Genomic DNA, 16,794 nt, shown 5'->3' with positions numbered 1-16,794 from the left:
ACGTGGCTCCGCCCGGAATTTACGCCGGGTTCGAAGGCGCGCTCAGGCCCACGAACCGCTCGTAGGCCCCCCGCAGGCCGTCCAGCGCCTCCCGCCCCGCGGGCAGCAGCGGTGGCCGGACCGGCCCGGCCGGCAGGTCCAGCGCATTCAGCAGCGCCTTGGCGGTGACCGTCCCGGGCAGTCCCGAGGCCATCATCAACTCGATGAGTTCCATGGCCCGTTGCTGAAGGAGCGCGGCCCCGCCGGTGTCGCCGGCGTCGAACCTGTCGAGGATCGCGCGGAGTTGGCGGGGGACGATGTTCCCGACGGTGCTGACGTATCCCGTCGCGCCCACCGCGTACAGGGCGAGGATCTGCTCGTCGCAGCCCGCGTAGTACGCCAACTCGGTGCGAGCGAGCACCTTCTGGGTGCCGAGGAGGTCGTAGGCGCAGTCCTTGACGGCGACGATCCGGGGGTGTGCGGCGAGCCGGATCATCGTCTCCGGCTCGATGCGGGTGCCGGTGCGTCCGGGGATGTCGTACAGCATGACGGGCAGCCCGGACGCGTCCGCGATCTCCCGGAAGTGTGCCTCCAGGGCGTCCTGCGGGGGCCGGCTGTAGTACGGGCTGACCACCAGCACCCCGTCCGCGCCGGCCTTCTCGGCGGCGAGGGCGAGGTCGACGGTGTGGCGGGTGTCGGCGGTGCCCACGCCCGCCACCAGGGGCACGCGGTCGCCGACGGCCGCCCGCACGGCTCGCACCAGCTCCGCCTTCTCGGCGTCCGTCGTGGTCGGCGACTCGCCCGTCGTCCCGGACAGGACGAGCCCGTCGCAGCCCTCCGCCACCAGCCGCCCGGCGAGCCGCTGCGCGCCGTCGAGGTCGAGTGCGCCCGCCTCGGTGAAGGGCGTGATCATCGCGCAGAGGGCGCGGCCGAAGGGTGGGGTCGAGGAGCGTGGATGTGTCATGGGAGTAGTCTCGGCAGAGCAACCGTGAAGCTCCACTTAAATCTTCTACGAGGTATTGGTAAGCGGCACTGAGGTGTGCTGCCGGGGTGCGGCGGACGGAGCGGGGGACGGCCTCGGGCCCACTGCCCAAAACCGCCCTCATGGGTCACCATGGCCGGGACGGTCATGGACCCCGGCTCATGGGAGGCGTCATGAAGCTCGGCAAGGCACTGGCGACCGGAGTGGCGCAGGAGCGCCCGCTCGTCACCGACGACGAACTCGACGTTCCGGAGGAGCTCGCGGAAGCGGAGACGCCCGAAGAGGTCCCGGCCGCCCGATGAGACTGCGGCTCCCCGAGGAACGCCCGACGGAGCCGCCGACCGGATACAAGATCGCCTACCCGATGCTGTCCCAGGACGGCACCCGGGCGGGCTTCACCGGTGTGTCGCTGGGCGGCGCGCTGCCGTACGGAGTCCTGGCCGACGCGTCCTGCGTCTACGGCCTGCGGCACCGGGCCCCGCACCGACGCTGCGACTGCGGCTTCCACTGCGTGCACGACCGCGCGGCCGCCGAGGCGCTGCTGTGCACGGCCGAGCACCGGACGGCCCTCCTGCTGGAGGTCACCGTCCTGGGCGCCTACATCCGCTTCGAGCACGGCTTCCGCTACGCCCGCCAGCGCGTGCGTACGGCGACCGTGGGCCCCTGTGCGTGCGGGGCGCCGGCCGTCGCCCTCGCCGACGCCGGCTGGGGCAGACCGGGCCGGCGGGCCCTGGCCCCCTCCTGCGCGTCCTGCGTCGGCGCGCGGACGTCCCTCTCGCCGGCGGCGTTCGCCCGGCTGGCCGGGGAGGGCCTGCGGGTCGTGGTGGCGCCCCGGAGCGGGGCCGGGGACGGCATCGCACGCGACGATCTCGGTGTGCCCGAACTCGCCGCGGAGGCGGCCCTGTTGCAGGCCAGGCTCGACTGGTTCCAGACCCAGCTGGCGAGGCTCGGCGAGGGCGGTCCGGGCGGGGGTGCGCAGGGGTAGGCGCGGCCCGCCGGGGTACCCGGGTGTTTCCGAAACCGAGAGGAGGCGGAACACCGTGACCGGGACCATGGAGACCCGGCCCGTCCACGACGGGCACCACACGGTCGGCGAACTCGTCGGCCAGGCCACCGAACAGCTCTCCCGGCTAGCACGGCAGGAGATCGCCCTGGCCAAGGTGGAGCTGGCCGAGAAGGGGCGCCGCGCCGGCCGCGGCGGCGGCATGCTCGGGGCGGCGGGCGCCTTCGCCTACGCGGGCCTGCTCGCTCTCGCCGGCACGGGCATCGCCGCTCTCTCGCTGGCGCTGCCCGTCTGGGCCGCGGCGCTCATCGTGACGGCGGTGCTGTTCGTGATCGCCGCCGTGCTGGCGGTGATCGGCCGCGGACAGCTGCGCCGGGCCACACCCCCCACCCCGGAGGAAGCCCTCGGCAGCGTCAGGGCCGACGTCGAGGAGATCAGGGAAAGGGCGCACCGATGACGGACAGGACAGCGACGGACGGCGGGGCGGCCGGGGCCGGGGGCCCCGTGGAGCTGCGTCGGCAGATAGCGGAGACAAGGGCTCAACTCGGCAACACGGTGGAGGAGTTGGCGGCGATGGCGGACATCCGTGGCCGGGCACGGGCCCGCGCGGCCGACCTCAGGGACCGGGCCGGCGCGATGACGGTCCAGCTCCGCAGCACGGCCGCCCAGGCGAGCTACACCGTCCAGGAGAAGGCGAGCCGCGCGGGTCACGCCGTCCAGGACCGGGCGAAGGGGGCCGGCCATGCCGTCCAGGACCGGGCCACCCACGCCGGTCACGCCGTCCAGGACCGGGCGAAGGGCGCCGGCCACACCGTCCAGATCAAGGCGAGGGAGGCCGGGCACACCCTCCAGGACAAGGCCGCTCACGCCGGTCACGGCATGCAGGACAGGGCGTCCCGCGCCGGACACGCCGTGGAGCAAAATGCCCCCGCGCCGCTGCGCCCGCCGGTGCAGTTCGCGATGCGGCATCCGCGCCCGGTGGTGATCGTGGCGGCGGCAGGCGTGGTGCTCGTAGCGGCGGGGATCATGGCGCGACGCAGGGCCGCTCAGTAGCCGAGAGGCCCCGGCAGACACGAGAGGAACCGGGCCCGGCACCCCCACTGCGGGTGCCGGGCCCTTCCTCGGCATACGGCTCTTCCCGCACCGCCCGCCCACCGCGGGCGACCGCCGACAGCACCGGCGAGGGTGCCGTAAGTCCGGCTACAGAGGGAGGAGTCGACCTGCCGGTTTCCCGAAAGAAGGCCGTAGACCGCGCACTTGACCTGAATCTTGGTTGAGGTCGGAGCCTGGCGTACATGACTCGTCGTACGCAGACTCATCCCGATGTCGCCGACCCGCGCACCGGCGCCCCCTTCTTCAGCACCTGGCGCGTCGGCACGCCCGAGCGCCAGGCCCGGGCCGTCGAGGCCGTCACGCACGTCTGGGAGCGGCGCTCCTGGCCCTCGGCCGGCCTCCTCGGCTATCACCTCTACACCGGCCACGACGGCTCAACCCTGCTGCACCATTCCCAGTGGGGGACCGAGCAGGCCTACGAGGCCTTCGTCCGGACCCACCGCCAGGAACGCAACGACGAGATCGACACCGCCGTACCCGGCATCGAGCGGCTGTGGCTCGGCCGCTACCGGCGGCACCGCAGCCGCGAGCGGGCCACCGGGGACGTACGCGTCCCGGGCCTGATCGTGACCGTGCGGATCGACTTCGAACCGTCCGCCACCGAGCACCGCGCCGACTGGGCCGACCTCGTGCTGGATGCCGTCGCCGACGACCCGGTCGGTCACCGCGGCCTGATCTCCGCCCACTTCCACCTCAGCACCGACGGCTCCCATGTCCTCAACTACGCCGAGTGGGAGAGCGTGCAGGCCTACGACGAGGCGGTGGCCGCACCGGAGAAGGAGCCGTGGGAGCGCGTGCGGACGTACCCCGGGGTGAGGGGCTTCACCGGCAGCCGGTTCACGCATGCGGCGGGCCTCGTCCCCGACTGACCTGACGGGCCTCGCACCGAAAACTCCGCTGCCCTGGACAAAAAAAGTTTTCGGTGAGAGTGTGGACGCATGCTGGACGTCACCGTGATCGAGGATCCCGAGGCCGCAGCCGTCTCCCTGGACCCCACCAGGGCCCGGCTGCTGGCCGAGCTCGCGGCCGGCCCCGCGTCGGCCGCGATGCTGGCCGGCAAGGTCGGACTGCCCCGGCAGAAGGTGAACTACCACCTCAAGGCCCTGGAGCGGCACGGCCTGGTCGAGCTGGCCGGTGAGCGCCGCAAGGGCAACGTCACCGAGCGGCTGATGCGCGCCACCGCCGCTTCGTACGTCATCTCGCCGCTCGCCCTCGCCGAGGTGCAACCGGACCCGGACCGCTTCCGCGACCAGCTCTCCGCACGCTGGCTGCTCGCGCTCGGCGCCCGCCTGGTGCGGGACGTCGGCTCGCTGATCACCGGCGCCGCGAAGGCCCGCAAACGGCTGGCGACGTACGCGCTGGACGGCGAGGTCCGCTTCGCCTCCGCCGCCGACCGGGCGGCCTTCGTCCAGGAACTGACGGCCGGCGTGAGCGCGCTGATCCGCAAGTACGACGCCCCCGACGCCGAGGGCGGCCGTGACCACCGGATCGTCGTCGCCGTCCATCCCACGGTCAAGGACCGGCCCGAGCCCGCCCCCGAACTGGACCAGTAGTACTCAGGAGCCACCCATGTCGCAGGACACGAGCAAGGAATTCGAGATCGCCCGCGAGTTCGAGGTCGACGCCACGCCCGAGCAGGTGTGGGACGCCGTCACCTCCGGGACCGGAGGCTGGCTGTGGCCGATGGAGGCACCCGAGCCGCGCGAGGGCGGCCGGGGCCCCTTCGGCTCCACGGTCACCGCCTGGGACCCGCCGCACCGCTACACCAACCGCGTCGAGGATGTCGAGGGCATCTCCGAGCAGACCCTCAACCAGCTCGACTACACGATCGAGCCGCGCGACGAGGGCCGGCGCGCCTGGGTGCGCTATGTGCACAGCGGCATCTTCGTCGACGACTGGGACAACCAGTACGACGCGGCGGGCCGGCACACCGACTTCTATCTGCACACCCTGCGCCAGTACCTGACGCGCTTCGACGGCCTTCCGGCCGCGTTCACCACGTTCGACGGGCCCGACGCGTCCAAGGCGCCCGACGCCTTCACCGCCGTCGCCCGGGCCCTCGGCCTCGCGGGCGACACGGCCGAGGGCGCGCGCGTCAAGGCCCGCGGACCCGAGGGCCAGGTCCTCGACGCCGTGGTGGACTTCCGCAACGACTGCTTCATCGGGCTGCGCACCGAGCACGCCCTGGTCCGATTCTTCGGGCGCAACCACTGGGGATACCCGGTCGGGATCAGCGTCCACGACTTCGCGCCCGGTGCCGACGCGGAGGCGGACGAAGCCGCGTGGAAGGGCTGGCTGAACGGCGTGTTCAGCCAGCCCAGTTGACGCACCCTACGGCTTGAAACGCAGCACCTGCGGGTCGTGGTCGCTGATCTGGTCGTTGAACTCCGAGTTGATGTGCACGCTGTCGTACTCGAAGTCGCAGCCGCGCCGGATCGACGGGCTGACCAGGATCTGGTCGAGGACCTGGCTGTTGCCCTGGTAGACGTAGGAGTAACGCTCGCTGCGCGGCAGCGACTTGATCGCCGACCACAGCTCGCCGTCGCCCTCGAGGATCTCGGCGGTGTCGGAGAACTCGAAGTCGTTGATGTCGCCGAGGGCGATGACGTCCGCGTTCTTCTGGGTGTCGAGGATGTCCTTGACGAAGGCGTTGACGAGCGCGGCCTGCTGGTGGCGCTGGGTCTCCGAGCTGCGCGCCACCGGCTGGTACTGCGAGGTCAGGGCCTGGTCGCCGCCCTTGGAGTTGAAGTGGTTGGCGATCACGAAGACCGTGCGGCCACGGAAGCTGAACTCGCCGGCCAGCGGCTTGCGGCTGTTCGTGAAGGCCGCGTTCGCCGGGTCGATCCGGCCGGGGGAGACCGTCAGGGCCGCCTTGCCGCGGACCTCGGTGACACCCGCGGCGGTCGTGGCGTCGCCGCCCGCGCGGTCGGTGAAGGAGACCCGCTCCGGATTGAACAGGAACACCTGGCGGATGTTGCCGCCCGGCTCGCCGCCGTCGGTGTTGTTCGCCGGGTCGATCGCGCGCCAGTCGTAGCGCGGGCCGCCCGCGGCGACTATCGCGTCGATCAGCTTCTGCACCGTCTGGTCGGCGGAGACCGTGCCGTCGTTCTTCGCGCCGTTGTTGTCCTGGATCTCCTCCAGGGACACGATGTCGGGCGACTGCAGGTTGTTCACGATCGCGGAGGCGTGCTCCTCGAACGTGGCGTCGGCCGGGTCCAGGTTCTCGACGTTGTACGTCGCGACCGCCAGCTCGCCGTTCTTCTGCTTCTGCGTCGTCTCCCGCTCCAGGCCGGCGCTCTGCAGTGTGCCGAGCTGGTTGGCGACCAGGGTGTAGCCGCCGAACTGGTTGTAGTCCAGCGGGCCCGCGGTGGCGCCGGTGAGCTTGTCACCGACGTTCGCGGTCGGGAAGTCGGCGACCTTGCCGAGCGACTGGATCTGCAGCCGGCCGGTGTTCTGGGAGTCGTAGGAGCCGTAGACCGTGCCGCCGCGGCGGTTGCGGTTCTCCCACGGCTTCACCGTGACCCACAGCTCGGTGAACGGGTCGGTGGCGCCGACCACGCGGACGTCGGAGACCTGGACGTTCATGCCCTCCAGGGACTCGTAGTAGTCCAGGGCGTACTTGCCGGGCCGCAGGGTGAGGCCGTTGATCGAGTTGTTCGCGGCGGGGTCCCCGGCCGGGGCGTACGCCGTCGGCACCGACCACGCGTTCACGACGGTCGCGGCCGGGACCGCGTTGCCGCTGGAGACGACGGTCACCGTCGGCCGGACGATCTCCGTCAGCGCCTGGTTGCCGGACGAGGTGCCGCCCGGGACGAACTCCGAGACCGTGCCGGAGACGGTGACGGCGTCGCCGACGGCGACCTTCGGGGTGGAGCTGGTGAAGACGAAGACGCCCTCACTGGTGGCCGGGTCGGCGTCCGGCTTCGGGTCCTGGATCCAGAAGCCTCTGGAGGAGCCGTAGGTGCGCACGCCGGTGACGATTCCGGTCACGTCCGTGACCTGCTGGCCGGCGTACGGCGAGGTGCGGGTGGTGCCCTGGATGTCGTGGATGCGCACCGAGTCCGCGTGCGCGGGCGCGGCGATGACGACGGTGGACGCCGCGGAGCAGACGGCGGCGACGGTGAGCGCGGCGAGGCGCGCGGAAGACCTGCTAGGCAACGGGTTCCCTCCGGGGACGTGCATGAGCGCCGGGACGAGGGTGAGGCGTGGGACGCGGACGGACGCGCGGAGAAAAACAGTGAACACCTGTCCCCCCAACTTCTACGCGCGTCAATCTCCTGCCTGGTCACGCCAGTTGTCAAGGTTTCGGCCATGTACGACTCCTGACCGGGAGATGAACCGGGTGGCATAGGTGGAAATCCGTCTAGGCTGAGTGGCTGAGTGGCACGACACGTCCTAGGAGAACCAGCCGATGTCAGACAGCTCCCCCCTGCCGCCCGTACGGCTGCACCCCGAAGCGGAGCTGGCGCGCGACGCGCTGTCGACCCCGTTGTTCTCCCGTGCCGCCCGCCTCGCCCGCTGGGCCGGCCCCGACACCCGCGTCGACGCCGGCGGCGGGCTCGTCGACGAGCAGCTGCCGGCCGCCGCCGAGGTGCTCGGACTGACCGGCGACGAGGCCGCCGCGTACGCGAGCGAGGCCTGGCGGATCGCCGTGGACGCCGGGCTCGTCGAGGTCACCGACGAGGAGACCGGCACCGTCACCGCCGGCGAGGACCTCGCCCTGCTGACCGGCGGCTCCCCGCACGACGTGCTCTCCCTCTGGCTCGGCGCCCTGGAGGCGGTCCTCGCCGACGCGAGCGTGCCCGACCTCGACGACCTGATCGAGGCGATGGACGAGGGAGGCGAGGTCGACCTCTCCCAGCTCGGCTGGGACCCCGAGGGCGAGGCCGCCTTCCTCGACGGCGTGCTCGGCAACCTCTACCTGCTCACCGCCGGCGAGGACGGCCCCGGCGACGGACCCGTCCCGCTGCCCGCGCTCGCCGCCTCCGTGATCGTCCCCGGCGACATGGGCGAACCCACCAACGACATACTGGAGCAGGTCTCCGACGCGATGATGCGCCTCGACGACCAGTTCCGGCTCCTGGAACCGATCGGCCTCGTCGCCTACCAGCCCGTCGACGAGGCCCTCATGGGAGACGCCGAAGAGGCTGCCGAGGAGCCGGCCGCCGTCGACGAGACCGACGTCTCCCGCTACGGCATGGTCCGCCTGACCCGGCTCGGCGTGTACGGGCTGCGGGCGCGCCTGCTGGCGGCCGGCTTCGAGGCGCCCGCCGTCGGCGACCTCGCCGACAAGGGCGCCGACGCCCTCCTCGACGGCAGCGCCTCCTACGGGCCGCGCGCCGCCCGCGCCGAGACCGAGCAGTGGCTCGCCCGCCGCGAACCCGTCGACGGTGCCCGCGAGTTGCTCGCCGCCGCCCGCGGCTCCGACGAGGGCGCACCGCTGCGCCGGCTCCGCTGCCAGCAGGCCCTCTCCCTGGTCGGCCCGCAGGCCGAACCGGCCGTCCGGGAGGTCCTCGACGACCCCGAGCTGGGCGGCCTCGCCCGGGTCTGGCTGACCGAGCTGGGCGCCTCCGACGTACCGGCCCCCTCCGAGGACCTGGTCTTCTGGCTCACCATCGACACCCTGGCCGCACAGCTGGCCGCCGAGGGCAACTCCGAGGAACTGCGCGCCCTCGTCGAGGGGCTCGCCCAGCAGCACAGCGGCTTCTTCGCGGCGGCCTGGCGCGTCGAGCACCCGGCCACGGCCGACGTCCTGGAGGCGATGGGACGCCTGCACCCGGACAAGCGGATCGCCAAGGAGGCCCGCAAGGCCGCGTTCAAAGCGCGGTCGCAGCAAGGCGGTTGAGCAACTCTCCGGTGCGGCTCTTCGGCTGCCCGGAATCGGTCCGTAACCACTGCGGCACGCATTCACGCAAGCAGGCGCCCTGCCGTCCTCTGCCGTTCAACCCCCGTTCAGACATGGGCGGGACGGTGTCGCCGACCGAGGTCCGCCACCCTCCACTGGCATACCCACCGTCACAGGAGACACCATGTCGCTCACCCGCAGGGACTTCGCCAGAAAATCCGCGATCACCGGCGCCGGTGTCGCGCTGGCGGGCAGCGTCGGCGCCCTCGCCACCGCTCCGGGCGCTCTGGCGTCCTACGACACCGACAGCGCGGGGGAGGAGTCGGCGGACACCTCCGGCGGGGTCGGCTACGGACCGCTGATCCCCGACCCGAAGGGCATCCTCGCGCTGCCCGCCGGATTCACGTACCGCGTCATCACCTACAGCGGGAAGACCAAGCTGGAGTCGGGCGAGTTCACCCCCTCCAACCACGACGGCACGGCCACCTTCGCCGGCCCGCGCGGCACCACCCTCCTCGTCAACAACCACGAGTTGAAGGGCCCGCGCGCCAACTGGAAGTACCCCGTCCCGCTCACCGAGGGCCTGGTCTACGACCCGGCCGCCTCCGGCGGCTGCACGGTCGTCGAGGTGCGCCCCGGCGGACAGGTCGCCGAGTGGGTCGGCATCGCGGGCACCTCCACCAACTGCGCGGGCGGCAGCACCCCCTGGGGCACCTGGCTCACCTGCGAGGAGAACTCCGACAAGGCCGGCGTCAACGGCATGACCAAGGACCACGGCTACGTCTTCGAGGTCGATCCCATCGACCGCCGCGCCAACCGCGACCCCAAGCCGCTGAAGTTCTTCGGCCGCTACGACCACGAGGCCGTCGTCATCGACCCCAGGCGCGGCCACGCCTACCTCACCGAGGACGCCGCGAACCCCAACGGCCTCTTCTTCCGCTGGACCCCGCCGCAGGGCTTCGAGTACGGCCGCGGCAAGTTCCGCGCCCTCGCCGACGACGCCGGCGTCCTCCAGGCCCCCAAGTGCTACGACTCCGGCGGCCAGTTCGTCGACGACCTCTCCCGCGCCACGAAGATCGGCACGGTGTACGGCGTGGACTGGGTCGACGTCCCCGACCGCGACGCGAAGACAGTCGCCGTGCGCAAGCAGTTCGGCGCCGGCGAGGTCACCCGCGCCCGCAAGCTGGAGGGCATGTGGTGGGGCGACGGCGGCGCGTACATCGTCTCCTCCTACGCCCGTGAGGAGAGCCCCGGCGCCGCGCACGACGGCCAGGTCTGGTTCTACGACCCCAAGCGCCGCACCCTCACCCTGAAGGTCCTCCTCGGCGTCAACCCCGACCCGTCCGTCGACGGCGCCTTCGACGGCCCCGACAACATCACCGTCTCCCCGTACGGCGGCCTGGTCCTGGCCGAGGACGGCGAGGGCGTCTCCCACCTGTTCGGTGCCACCGACAGCGGCCGCACCTACCCGATCGCCCGCAACGACCTGAACATCGGCACCGAGGAGGAGCCCGAGTACAGCGAATTCGCCGGCGTCACCTTCTCTCCCGACGGAAAGACCCTGTTCGCCAACATCCAGACCCCGGGCATTCTGCTGGCCATCACCGGGCCCTGGAAGCGGCAGAAGCGCGGCTGATTAATTGGCTCGCACCCCCCGTGTTGCGCCTCCTACAGTGAGATCACGACAGCGCACCTCCCGGTGCGATGGCAGCGGCTACTTCTTCTCCACAAAGAATCCGACGCCGCAGCCGACCTGATCTCGGGAGGCGCAGCATACGGTGGGTGCCCGGTGCGCAGGCAACGGTTACTTCATGGCCCCGGCCATCCTGCGCGGGCTGCTCGATCCCGACGCGGCTGAGACGGCCGAACGAGCACTGGACTGGCTTGTGATGTCAGGGCCGATGTCCATTAGCGCCACGATGCCAGCGGTCGTCCCGTACCTGCTGAGACTGGCTGCCGATCCATCGGTCCCACGCCGGAACGAGTTGTTCGGGCTCGTGCTCGTAGCCGCCGCCCTGTCCGCACCGACCGACCCCGACAACGCGTGGGACCTGGCGGTCAGCGGCCCCGAGAACGACCACCCTGAACGGGCCCTCTGTCGAGCGGCATTCGTTGCCGACGCGGCATGGGTGCGGCGTCTACTGGCCGACGACGAACTGCTGGCCAGCCTTCATCTGGACGAGGACGAGCGGGTATCACTGGCCCAGGCGGCCGGACTGCAACGTGCAAAGCCCCAAGCAGCCCGACGGCCACTGCTGCCAGGCGCCGGCCCCCGACGGTTGGCCTGCTTCAGCTGAAAGAGATCGGCGAGCAGTGTCACACGGGAAGATAGCTTCGCCGCGCCGGAGGCGGTGCTCAGGTCATAGCACTCGGACGGGGCGTGGCCGACCGCTGTGGAAGGCATGGTGCGTGACGTGGACGCTGCCGGAGCTCGCCCGTGCCTGATCTGATCTGCCGCCCGGTTGCCCATGCCGGGACCCGGCCCGGACGCAGAGAAGGTCCGCCTTCCGGGCCGCGCTGGGCGAGATCCGCCCTGCGTCCGGTCTGGACGTTTGGTCGACGTCCTCGACCCGGCAGCGGTCCTGGAGCTGGTGGACGCGTCCGGGGCGCGGGACGCTGCGACCGGACTGCGAATCAGCGCGAGGGCGTAGCCCGGCAGGCCTCATCCCGGAGAGCGAAGTTCAGCCGGTGGGACACAGTTCACACCGCCGCGGGCCAGGTTGACCACCCACGCGCCAGGCTTGAAGTCTCGGGGTTCGGCGTCTCCGACCAGGTCGCGCGTGGGGCCCGACGCAACGACGCAAAGTCTCCCGGCGAGCGGAGGAATCGGACGCCGAAGCACCCCAGGGGCTGTCAAAAGAACAGGCTCACTGCCTGGCCCACCGTCATGCCGACCCCGAGCAGCAGGACCGGCACCCCGAAGAGGACGACTCCTGCCGTCCTCCAGACCAGGGTCCGCACGGCCAGTGTGCAGACGGCCTTGTTCGGGTCTTCCGGGTCGTAGACGACCTCGATGCGCTGCGGGTCTCCGCCGATCCCCGGCGCCGCGTAGTCGGCCCGGATCTCATGCACGCCTCCCTCCAGGTCGGTGTACCGGAAGTACTTACGCTGACCATTCCCGTGGGCGAATAGAGCCACGACCGCGACCCCCTGCTTCCGCAGCACCCACCGCTGGCGCGCCGCCACGGCCGCGGGCCCGACGAGAAGGAGACCAAGGGCGAGGGGCATGACCCCCGCCGCCCACAACAACGCCTGAAACGGTCTGCCCGCCAGGGCCAGTCCGGCGATACCGCCAAGGTAGACCGCCAGGACGGCGAACGTCTCCGCACCCGTGCGCCGTTTCCTGCGCCGGACGGCTTCCGATGTCCCCGTCGGCAGAACGTCGACGAGAGGCGTCCCGCCCTGTGGTGGTGCCGTCTCCGACCGCTCGCGGTTGATCACCTCGACGAGGCGCGCCGCCGCTGAGGCGTCCCTGCCCTCCACCACGAACACCGGCCCCGGCGCACCGTCACTGCCCCACAGCGCCACCTCGACCGACCGGCCGCCGCGACCCGTCACCCGGGCACCCTCGACGGCCGCGATCGGTATCCGCCGACGCGTCCCCTTCTGTTGCAGCCAGACGGCCCTGGCCTCGAGCCAGATGCTCTCGCCATGCCCTCGGAGCGTGATCGACGGCAGTGGGGAAGGCGACGGCTCGGACCGACGGGGCATGACTACCTCTTTCCTGAGGCCAGTGGGCGGTCGGGCGCTGCACAGATTCTCACAACCGCCCCGCGTAGGCACTGCGTTAGCTCCATCCCGCTCGCGCCACCAACCGCGAGTTGATCACACGTCTGAACAGGCACTCCATGCCCGAGCGACACGAATCAGATACGAGCTCTAAACAGCCCTTGCAATGACCGTGGTCACCACTTTGCGGACGGCTCCGATCTCTGGCGGGGTGCCTTTCCGATCGGCGAACAGCATGTGCGTGGCCCCGATCAGTGTGGGGGCGAGCGTGTCGACATCGGTTTCCGCTGGGATGCGGCCCAGTTCGCGCTCGGTGGTGAGGTAGGTGGCGATCACGGTTGCAGCGTCCGTCAGAACGGGAACGCCGGTCGGCCTGGCCAGGCGCAGTCGGGCGCGCAGTTCGTCCCGGGACGTGACAAGGCTGACGATCGCGACAGCGACCGAGCCGAACAGGTCGGTCAGCGCGCTGGTGAGGTTATCGGCGACGGTGCTGGTCCCGGCCAGGCCGCAGAGGGTAGCAGCCCGGCTGTCGATCCGGGCGATGCGGTCCAGGACGAGTTCGGCGAGGAAGGCGTCGAAGTCTGCGAAGTGCCGGTGCAAGACGCCCTTGGCGCAGCCTGCCTCCGTAGTGACCGCTCGGCTGGTCAGCGCACTCGGGCCGTCCCGGAGCAGGACGCACTCGGCGGCGTCGAAGAGTCGCTCTCGCACGTCGCGGATGGCTACCCCTGTCGGCACAGCGCCTCGCCTCCTTCTGTCCGCAAGGACTCACGCGATTGACGAGTGGGCATGTGCCCACCCATAGTGGGCACATGCCCACTTTACCGTTCTCCGAGAGTGAGTCACATCAACATCGCCAGGCAGCGGAGTCGTTCGGCTCGGATGCCGAACTCTACGATCGCGCCCGGCCCCGCTATCCCGACGCCATGGTGGAGGCGATCATCGCCGCAAGCCCCGGCCCTGACCTCCTGGACGTCGGCATGGGCACCGGCATATCGGCCCGGCCGTTCCAAGCGGCTGGCTGCAAGGTGCTGGGTGTCGACGTCGACCCCCGCATGGCCGCCTTTGCACGCCACAGCGGACTCGACGCCGAGGTGGCCACCTTCGAAGCCTGGGACCCGGCCGGCCGCACCTTCGACGCCGTGACAGCCGGGCAGACCTGGCACTGGATCGACCCGGTCGCGGGAGCGGCCAAGGCGGCCGAGGTGCTGCGGCCGGGCGGCCGACTGGCCGTGTTCTGGAACGTCTTCCGGCCGTCCCCCGAGATAGCGAAAACCTTCTCAGAGGTCCACCGCCGAGTCATGCCCGACTCGCAACGCAATCCATGGGCCAAGCCCGCCATCGAGGGGTACTCAGTGCTGTTCACCAACGCAGCCGACGGGATACGACAGACCAGCGCTTTTGGCGATCCACAACGATGGCAGTTCAACTGGGAGCGGCCCTACCTCCGGGACGAGTGGCTCGACCAGCTGCGCACGGGTGGTGACGCCAGCCAGATTCCGCCTACCACGCTCGAAGAACTACTGGAGGGCATCGGGGCCGCCATCGACGCGCTGGGCGGCACCTTCACGATGCACTACACCGCTGTAGTGGTCACGGCCGCGCGAGCCCACACCCACCAACCAGGCGCGGCAGTCCGACCATTGCGGGCGGGACAGCGGCCGGCCTACTAAGTGATCGAAATCAACGGACCGCTGCGAATGTGACGGGAGGGATCCAACTCAGGGTGCGCATACAGAGTTGGACTCCCCCCCGACTGCGCTGTACGTGAAGACTGATGACCTGCTGAGGGCTGCCACTCCGGAGGTGCGCGAGAAAGTGAGTGCGTCGGCTGTGCGGTCCGTGAATCGGTTGATCAGCAATGCCTGGAGGGGCCTGAGCAGGACGTGTGCGACGCTGCCAGGACCCACCGCCGAGCTGGCGGCCCAACGTGGCTGGCCGCCGGAGCACCTGGCTCCGCCGGGGCGGGGCGAGGGAGAATGCCCAGCTGGGCGCTGACACAGTCATGGAGGCCGACCGTATGACCCCTCATCAGTTACTCGGTTTGGCGATTGACGTTGCCGAGGAAGCCTTGGCGGCGGGCGAGTTGCCGATCGGTGCGGTTGTGGCCACGGGTGACGAGGTCGTTGGTCGCGCATATACGCAGGAGCGGGCGCTGAACCGGCGGCTGGTGCATGCCGAGTTGCTGGCAATGACAGAGGCCGATCAGGGGTTGGGCTGGGGGCAACGTCCGGAGCCGATGATTCTCGCCGTGACTCTCGAACCGTGCCTGATGTGCCTGGGAGCCGCCATGACGATGGGGGTGTCGGAGATCTGGTACGGGCTCGAATCCCCGAGCGACGGGGCGGGTGGTGTCGGCAGTGTGTGGCGGCCGCAGCAACCCGGGGAGGAGTTCTCCCAAGTACCGACAGTCGTCGGCGGTGTCCTTCGACAGCGGTGTCAGGAATTGTTCGAGCGTTATGCCGAGAGTGCGACGCATGCAGGGTGGCGGCGGTGGGCCTCGGCTCTGGGGGGCCTGCCCGTGCGCGACTGAACACTATGGCTCTCGGGCAGGGCGTTTCGGTCCCGCAGATTCCGGCGCACAAACGCCTGGCCCTGCAGAGCCGGCCTCGATAGCGTCTGGCGAATGCGGGTCTTGCACCTGTCGGACACCCACCTCGATCGCCGTGACGCACCGAACAAGCACGGCGTCAACGCGACCCAGTCCCTGCGCCGGATGCTCGCCGATCTACGGCATCTGCGCGCGGTCGACACCATCGTGGTCAGCGGTGACATCGCCGACGACGGCTCCCCGGAGGCATACGTCGCTGCCCGCGACATCGTGCGTGAGTTCGCGGCGGAGCGGAACGTCCCGGTGATCTACAGCACCGGCAACCACGATGAGCGCCAGGCGTTCGCCAAGGTGCTGGGCAGCGGTCATCTCGATCCGGACGGCAGCGACCGAGCCGACACCCTGATCGCCTCCGATGAGGCAGAGCGGGCCGCCGTGAGCCTGGTCGACGGCCACCGCTTCATCACGCTCGACTCACTCGTGCCCGGCAAGGGGTACGGGCACCTCAGCCGGACCCAGCTCGACTGGCTCCGCGACGTACTGGGCACACCAGCACCCCACGGCACCGTCCTGGTCTTCCACCACCCACCGATCACCCTGGACGTGGAAGTCCAGCAGGCCCTGGGACTGCAGAACCCGTCAGAGCTGGTCGACACGATCCGTGGCAGCGACGTCCGCCTCATCCTGTGTGGCCACTTCCACCTGCAGATCTTCGGCTTTCTGGAAACAGTGCCGGTGTGGGTCACCCCAGGCGTCGTCAGCCGCGTCGACCTCACCGCCGCCCCCCGCACCGAACGGGCCGTGCGCGGAGCCTCCGCCACCCTGGTTCAACTCGGCGCGCACGGCCCGCTGTTCCACACCCTCCACGCCCGCGACCCGCAGGCCGGCGAGACCGTCTACGAACTCGACGAACAGCACCTCCGCTCCGTCATCGACGAACTCGGCGCCGGAACCTGACCAGCGCTCGCGCGCTCACCCGAAGTCGTTGAACTCCTCACCAGGCCGCGCCTTCCGGCGGCAGCGGCCGGCCGAAGACGACCATGGGGCGGCCGGGGCCGTCGTAGTCCTCGGCGATCTGCGTGTCGAAGCCGAGGCTGCGGTGGAAGGCGATCGAGCCGGTGTTCCCAACGGACGTGATCGCCTTCAGCCGTTGCGCGCCCTGGCGACGCGCGGCCTGTGCGAACGCCGCATAGAGACGCCGACCGAGCCCAGTGCCCCGGGCATCCTCCCGCGTGGCGATCAAATGCACGTACCCCGTGCCGGTGGGCGTGACGAAACCGATGACGTACCCGCGGATCCCGTCCCCGGCACGGGCCACCAGGCACGTTGAACCGAACTCGTGCACCAAGGAAAACAGGTGCAGAGACCGGAGGTCGCGCTCTCCCCAGTAGCGCTGGTGATCCCCTAGGACCTGATGGATGTCGCCTATCTCGGCTGATGTGATCTCTACGTCCATAAAGACGATCATGTCAGGCCACAGACCCAGCAACCGAGAGCAGCAACTGTGATGCCCAGAGTGGCAACCTAGCGTGCTAATACTCCAGTCAGAAATCGTGTCCTGAGCTGGTTCTTCTTCGGTAGTGGCAGCGGTGGGC

The 16,794-nt window shown here is 70.5% G+C and carries 18 protein-coding genes; 13 read left to right on the top strand and 5 right to left on the bottom strand.

Annotated elements, in window-relative coordinates; all coding sequences use genetic code 11:
* Positions 1–19 precede the first annotated feature (19 nt).
* Positions 20–943, bottom strand: a complete 924-nt coding sequence (dapA, locus tag IE263_RS39210; protein ID WP_189942873.1) for a 4-hydroxy-tetrahydrodipicolinate synthase — start codon at positions 941–943, stop codon at positions 20–22.
* Positions 944–1,122: 179 nt separating this feature from the next.
* Here dapA and IE263_RS39205 point away from each other — a divergent pair, with 179 nt between their 5' ends.
* From IE263_RS39205 to IE263_RS39175, 7 genes are all read left to right on the top strand, one after another.
* Positions 1,123–1,263, top strand: a complete 141-nt coding sequence (locus tag IE263_RS39205; RefSeq protein WP_189942984.1) for a hypothetical protein — start codon at positions 1,123–1,125, stop codon at positions 1,261–1,263.
* Entirely contained in the window at positions 1,260–1,946 is a 687-nt protein-coding gene (locus tag IE263_RS39200; RefSeq protein WP_189942872.1) for a hypothetical protein, read from the top strand. The genes IE263_RS39205 and IE263_RS39200 overlap by 4 nt, the downstream gene beginning before the upstream one ends.
* A 55-nt stretch (positions 1,947–2,001) precedes the next feature.
* The gene (locus tag IE263_RS39195) at positions 2,002–2,421 is read left to right on the top strand and encodes a phage holin family protein (RefSeq protein WP_189942871.1); all 420 of its coding nucleotides are present in this window, start codon (positions 2,002–2,004) and stop codon (positions 2,419–2,421) included.
* Positions 2,418–3,017 carry a DUF3618 domain-containing protein gene (locus IE263_RS39190; protein ID WP_189942870.1) on the top strand — a complete coding sequence of 200 codons (600 nt, stop codon included), beginning with the start codon at positions 2,418–2,420 and terminating at the stop codon, positions 3,015–3,017. The genes IE263_RS39195 and IE263_RS39190 overlap by 4 nt, the downstream gene beginning before the upstream one ends.
* Before the next feature lie 242 nt (positions 3,018–3,259).
* On the top strand, positions 3,260–3,946 hold the full coding sequence (locus IE263_RS39185; protein WP_189942869.1) for an antibiotic biosynthesis monooxygenase: 687 nt from the start codon (positions 3,260–3,262) through the stop codon (positions 3,944–3,946).
* 69 nt (positions 3,947–4,015) lie between these two features.
* Complete coding sequence (locus IE263_RS39180; protein ID WP_189942868.1) at positions 4,016–4,630, top strand: ArsR/SmtB family transcription factor; 615 nt, start codon at positions 4,016–4,018, stop codon at positions 4,628–4,630.
* A gap of 16 nt (positions 4,631–4,646) precedes the next feature.
* On the top strand, positions 4,647–5,402 hold the full coding sequence (locus tag IE263_RS39175) for an SRPBCC family protein (RefSeq protein WP_189942867.1): 756 nt from the start codon (positions 4,647–4,649) through the stop codon (positions 5,400–5,402).
* Between the two features lie 6 nt (positions 5,403–5,408).
* On the opposite strand, the gene IE263_RS39170 is transcribed toward IE263_RS39175, so the two are convergent.
* Positions 5,409–7,235: a DUF8508 domain-containing protein gene (locus IE263_RS39170; protein ID WP_189942866.1), complete on the bottom strand. Its 1,827-nt coding sequence runs from the start codon at positions 7,233–7,235 to the stop codon at positions 5,409–5,411.
* A gap of 253 nt (positions 7,236–7,488) precedes the next feature.
* Here IE263_RS39170 and IE263_RS39165 point away from each other — a divergent pair, with 253 nt between their 5' ends.
* From IE263_RS39165 to IE263_RS39155, 3 genes are all read left to right on the top strand, one after another.
* Positions 7,489–8,922: a hypothetical protein gene (locus tag IE263_RS39165; protein WP_189942865.1), complete on the top strand. Its 1,434-nt coding sequence runs from the start codon at positions 7,489–7,491 to the stop codon at positions 8,920–8,922.
* A gap of 184 nt (positions 8,923–9,106) precedes the next feature.
* Positions 9,107–10,558 (top strand): alkaline phosphatase PhoX, encoded by a 1,452-nt coding sequence (locus IE263_RS39160; RefSeq protein ID WP_189942864.1) that lies wholly within the window; start codon positions 9,107–9,109, stop codon positions 10,556–10,558.
* A 175-nt stretch (positions 10,559–10,733) separates the two neighbouring features.
* Positions 10,734–11,219 carry a hypothetical protein gene (locus tag IE263_RS39155; RefSeq protein ID WP_229911403.1) on the top strand — a complete coding sequence of 162 codons (486 nt, stop codon included), beginning with the start codon at positions 10,734–10,736 and terminating at the stop codon, positions 11,217–11,219.
* 556 nt (positions 11,220–11,775) lie between these two features.
* Here IE263_RS39155 and IE263_RS39150 read toward each other — a convergent pair.
* On the bottom strand, positions 11,776–12,633 hold the full coding sequence (locus IE263_RS39150) for a hypothetical protein (RefSeq protein ID WP_189942863.1): 858 nt from the start codon (positions 12,631–12,633) through the stop codon (positions 11,776–11,778).
* Between the two features lie 168 nt (positions 12,634–12,801).
* The gene (locus IE263_RS39145; RefSeq protein ID WP_189942862.1) at positions 12,802–13,386 is read right to left on the bottom strand and encodes a TetR/AcrR family transcriptional regulator; all 585 of its coding nucleotides are present in this window, start codon (positions 13,384–13,386) and stop codon (positions 12,802–12,804) included.
* 74 nt (positions 13,387–13,460) lie between these two features.
* On the opposite strand from IE263_RS39145, the gene IE263_RS39140 reads away from it, so the two are divergent.
* The 3 genes from IE263_RS39140 (at position 13,461) to IE263_RS39130 (ending at position 16,156) form a co-directional block, all read left to right on the top strand.
* Complete coding sequence (locus tag IE263_RS39140) at positions 13,461–14,321, top strand: class I SAM-dependent methyltransferase (RefSeq protein WP_189942861.1); 861 nt, start codon at positions 13,461–13,463, stop codon at positions 14,319–14,321.
* A gap of 347 nt (positions 14,322–14,668) precedes the next feature.
* A complete protein-coding gene (locus tag IE263_RS39135) occupies positions 14,669–15,181 on the top strand; it encodes a nucleoside deaminase (protein WP_189942860.1) in 513 nt (170 codons plus the stop codon).
* Between the two features lie 93 nt (positions 15,182–15,274).
* The gene (locus IE263_RS39130; protein ID WP_189942859.1) at positions 15,275–16,156 is read left to right on the top strand and encodes a metallophosphoesterase family protein; all 882 of its coding nucleotides are present in this window, start codon (positions 15,275–15,277) and stop codon (positions 16,154–16,156) included.
* Between the two features lie 37 nt (positions 16,157–16,193).
* Here IE263_RS39130 and IE263_RS39125 read toward each other — a convergent pair whose 3' ends face one another.
* Complete coding sequence (locus tag IE263_RS39125; protein ID WP_189942858.1) at positions 16,194–16,667, bottom strand: GNAT family N-acetyltransferase; 474 nt, start codon at positions 16,665–16,667, stop codon at positions 16,194–16,196.
* Between the last annotated feature and the right edge of the window lie 127 nt (positions 16,668–16,794).

This window comes from Streptomyces aurantiogriseus (genome assembly GCF_014649375.1).
Taxonomy (GTDB): Bacteria; Actinomycetota; Actinomycetes; order Streptomycetales; family Streptomycetaceae; genus Streptomyces; species Streptomyces aurantiogriseus.
Note: the sequence above shows the minus strand (reverse complement) of the source record. Positions and strands in the feature narration are given on the sequence as shown.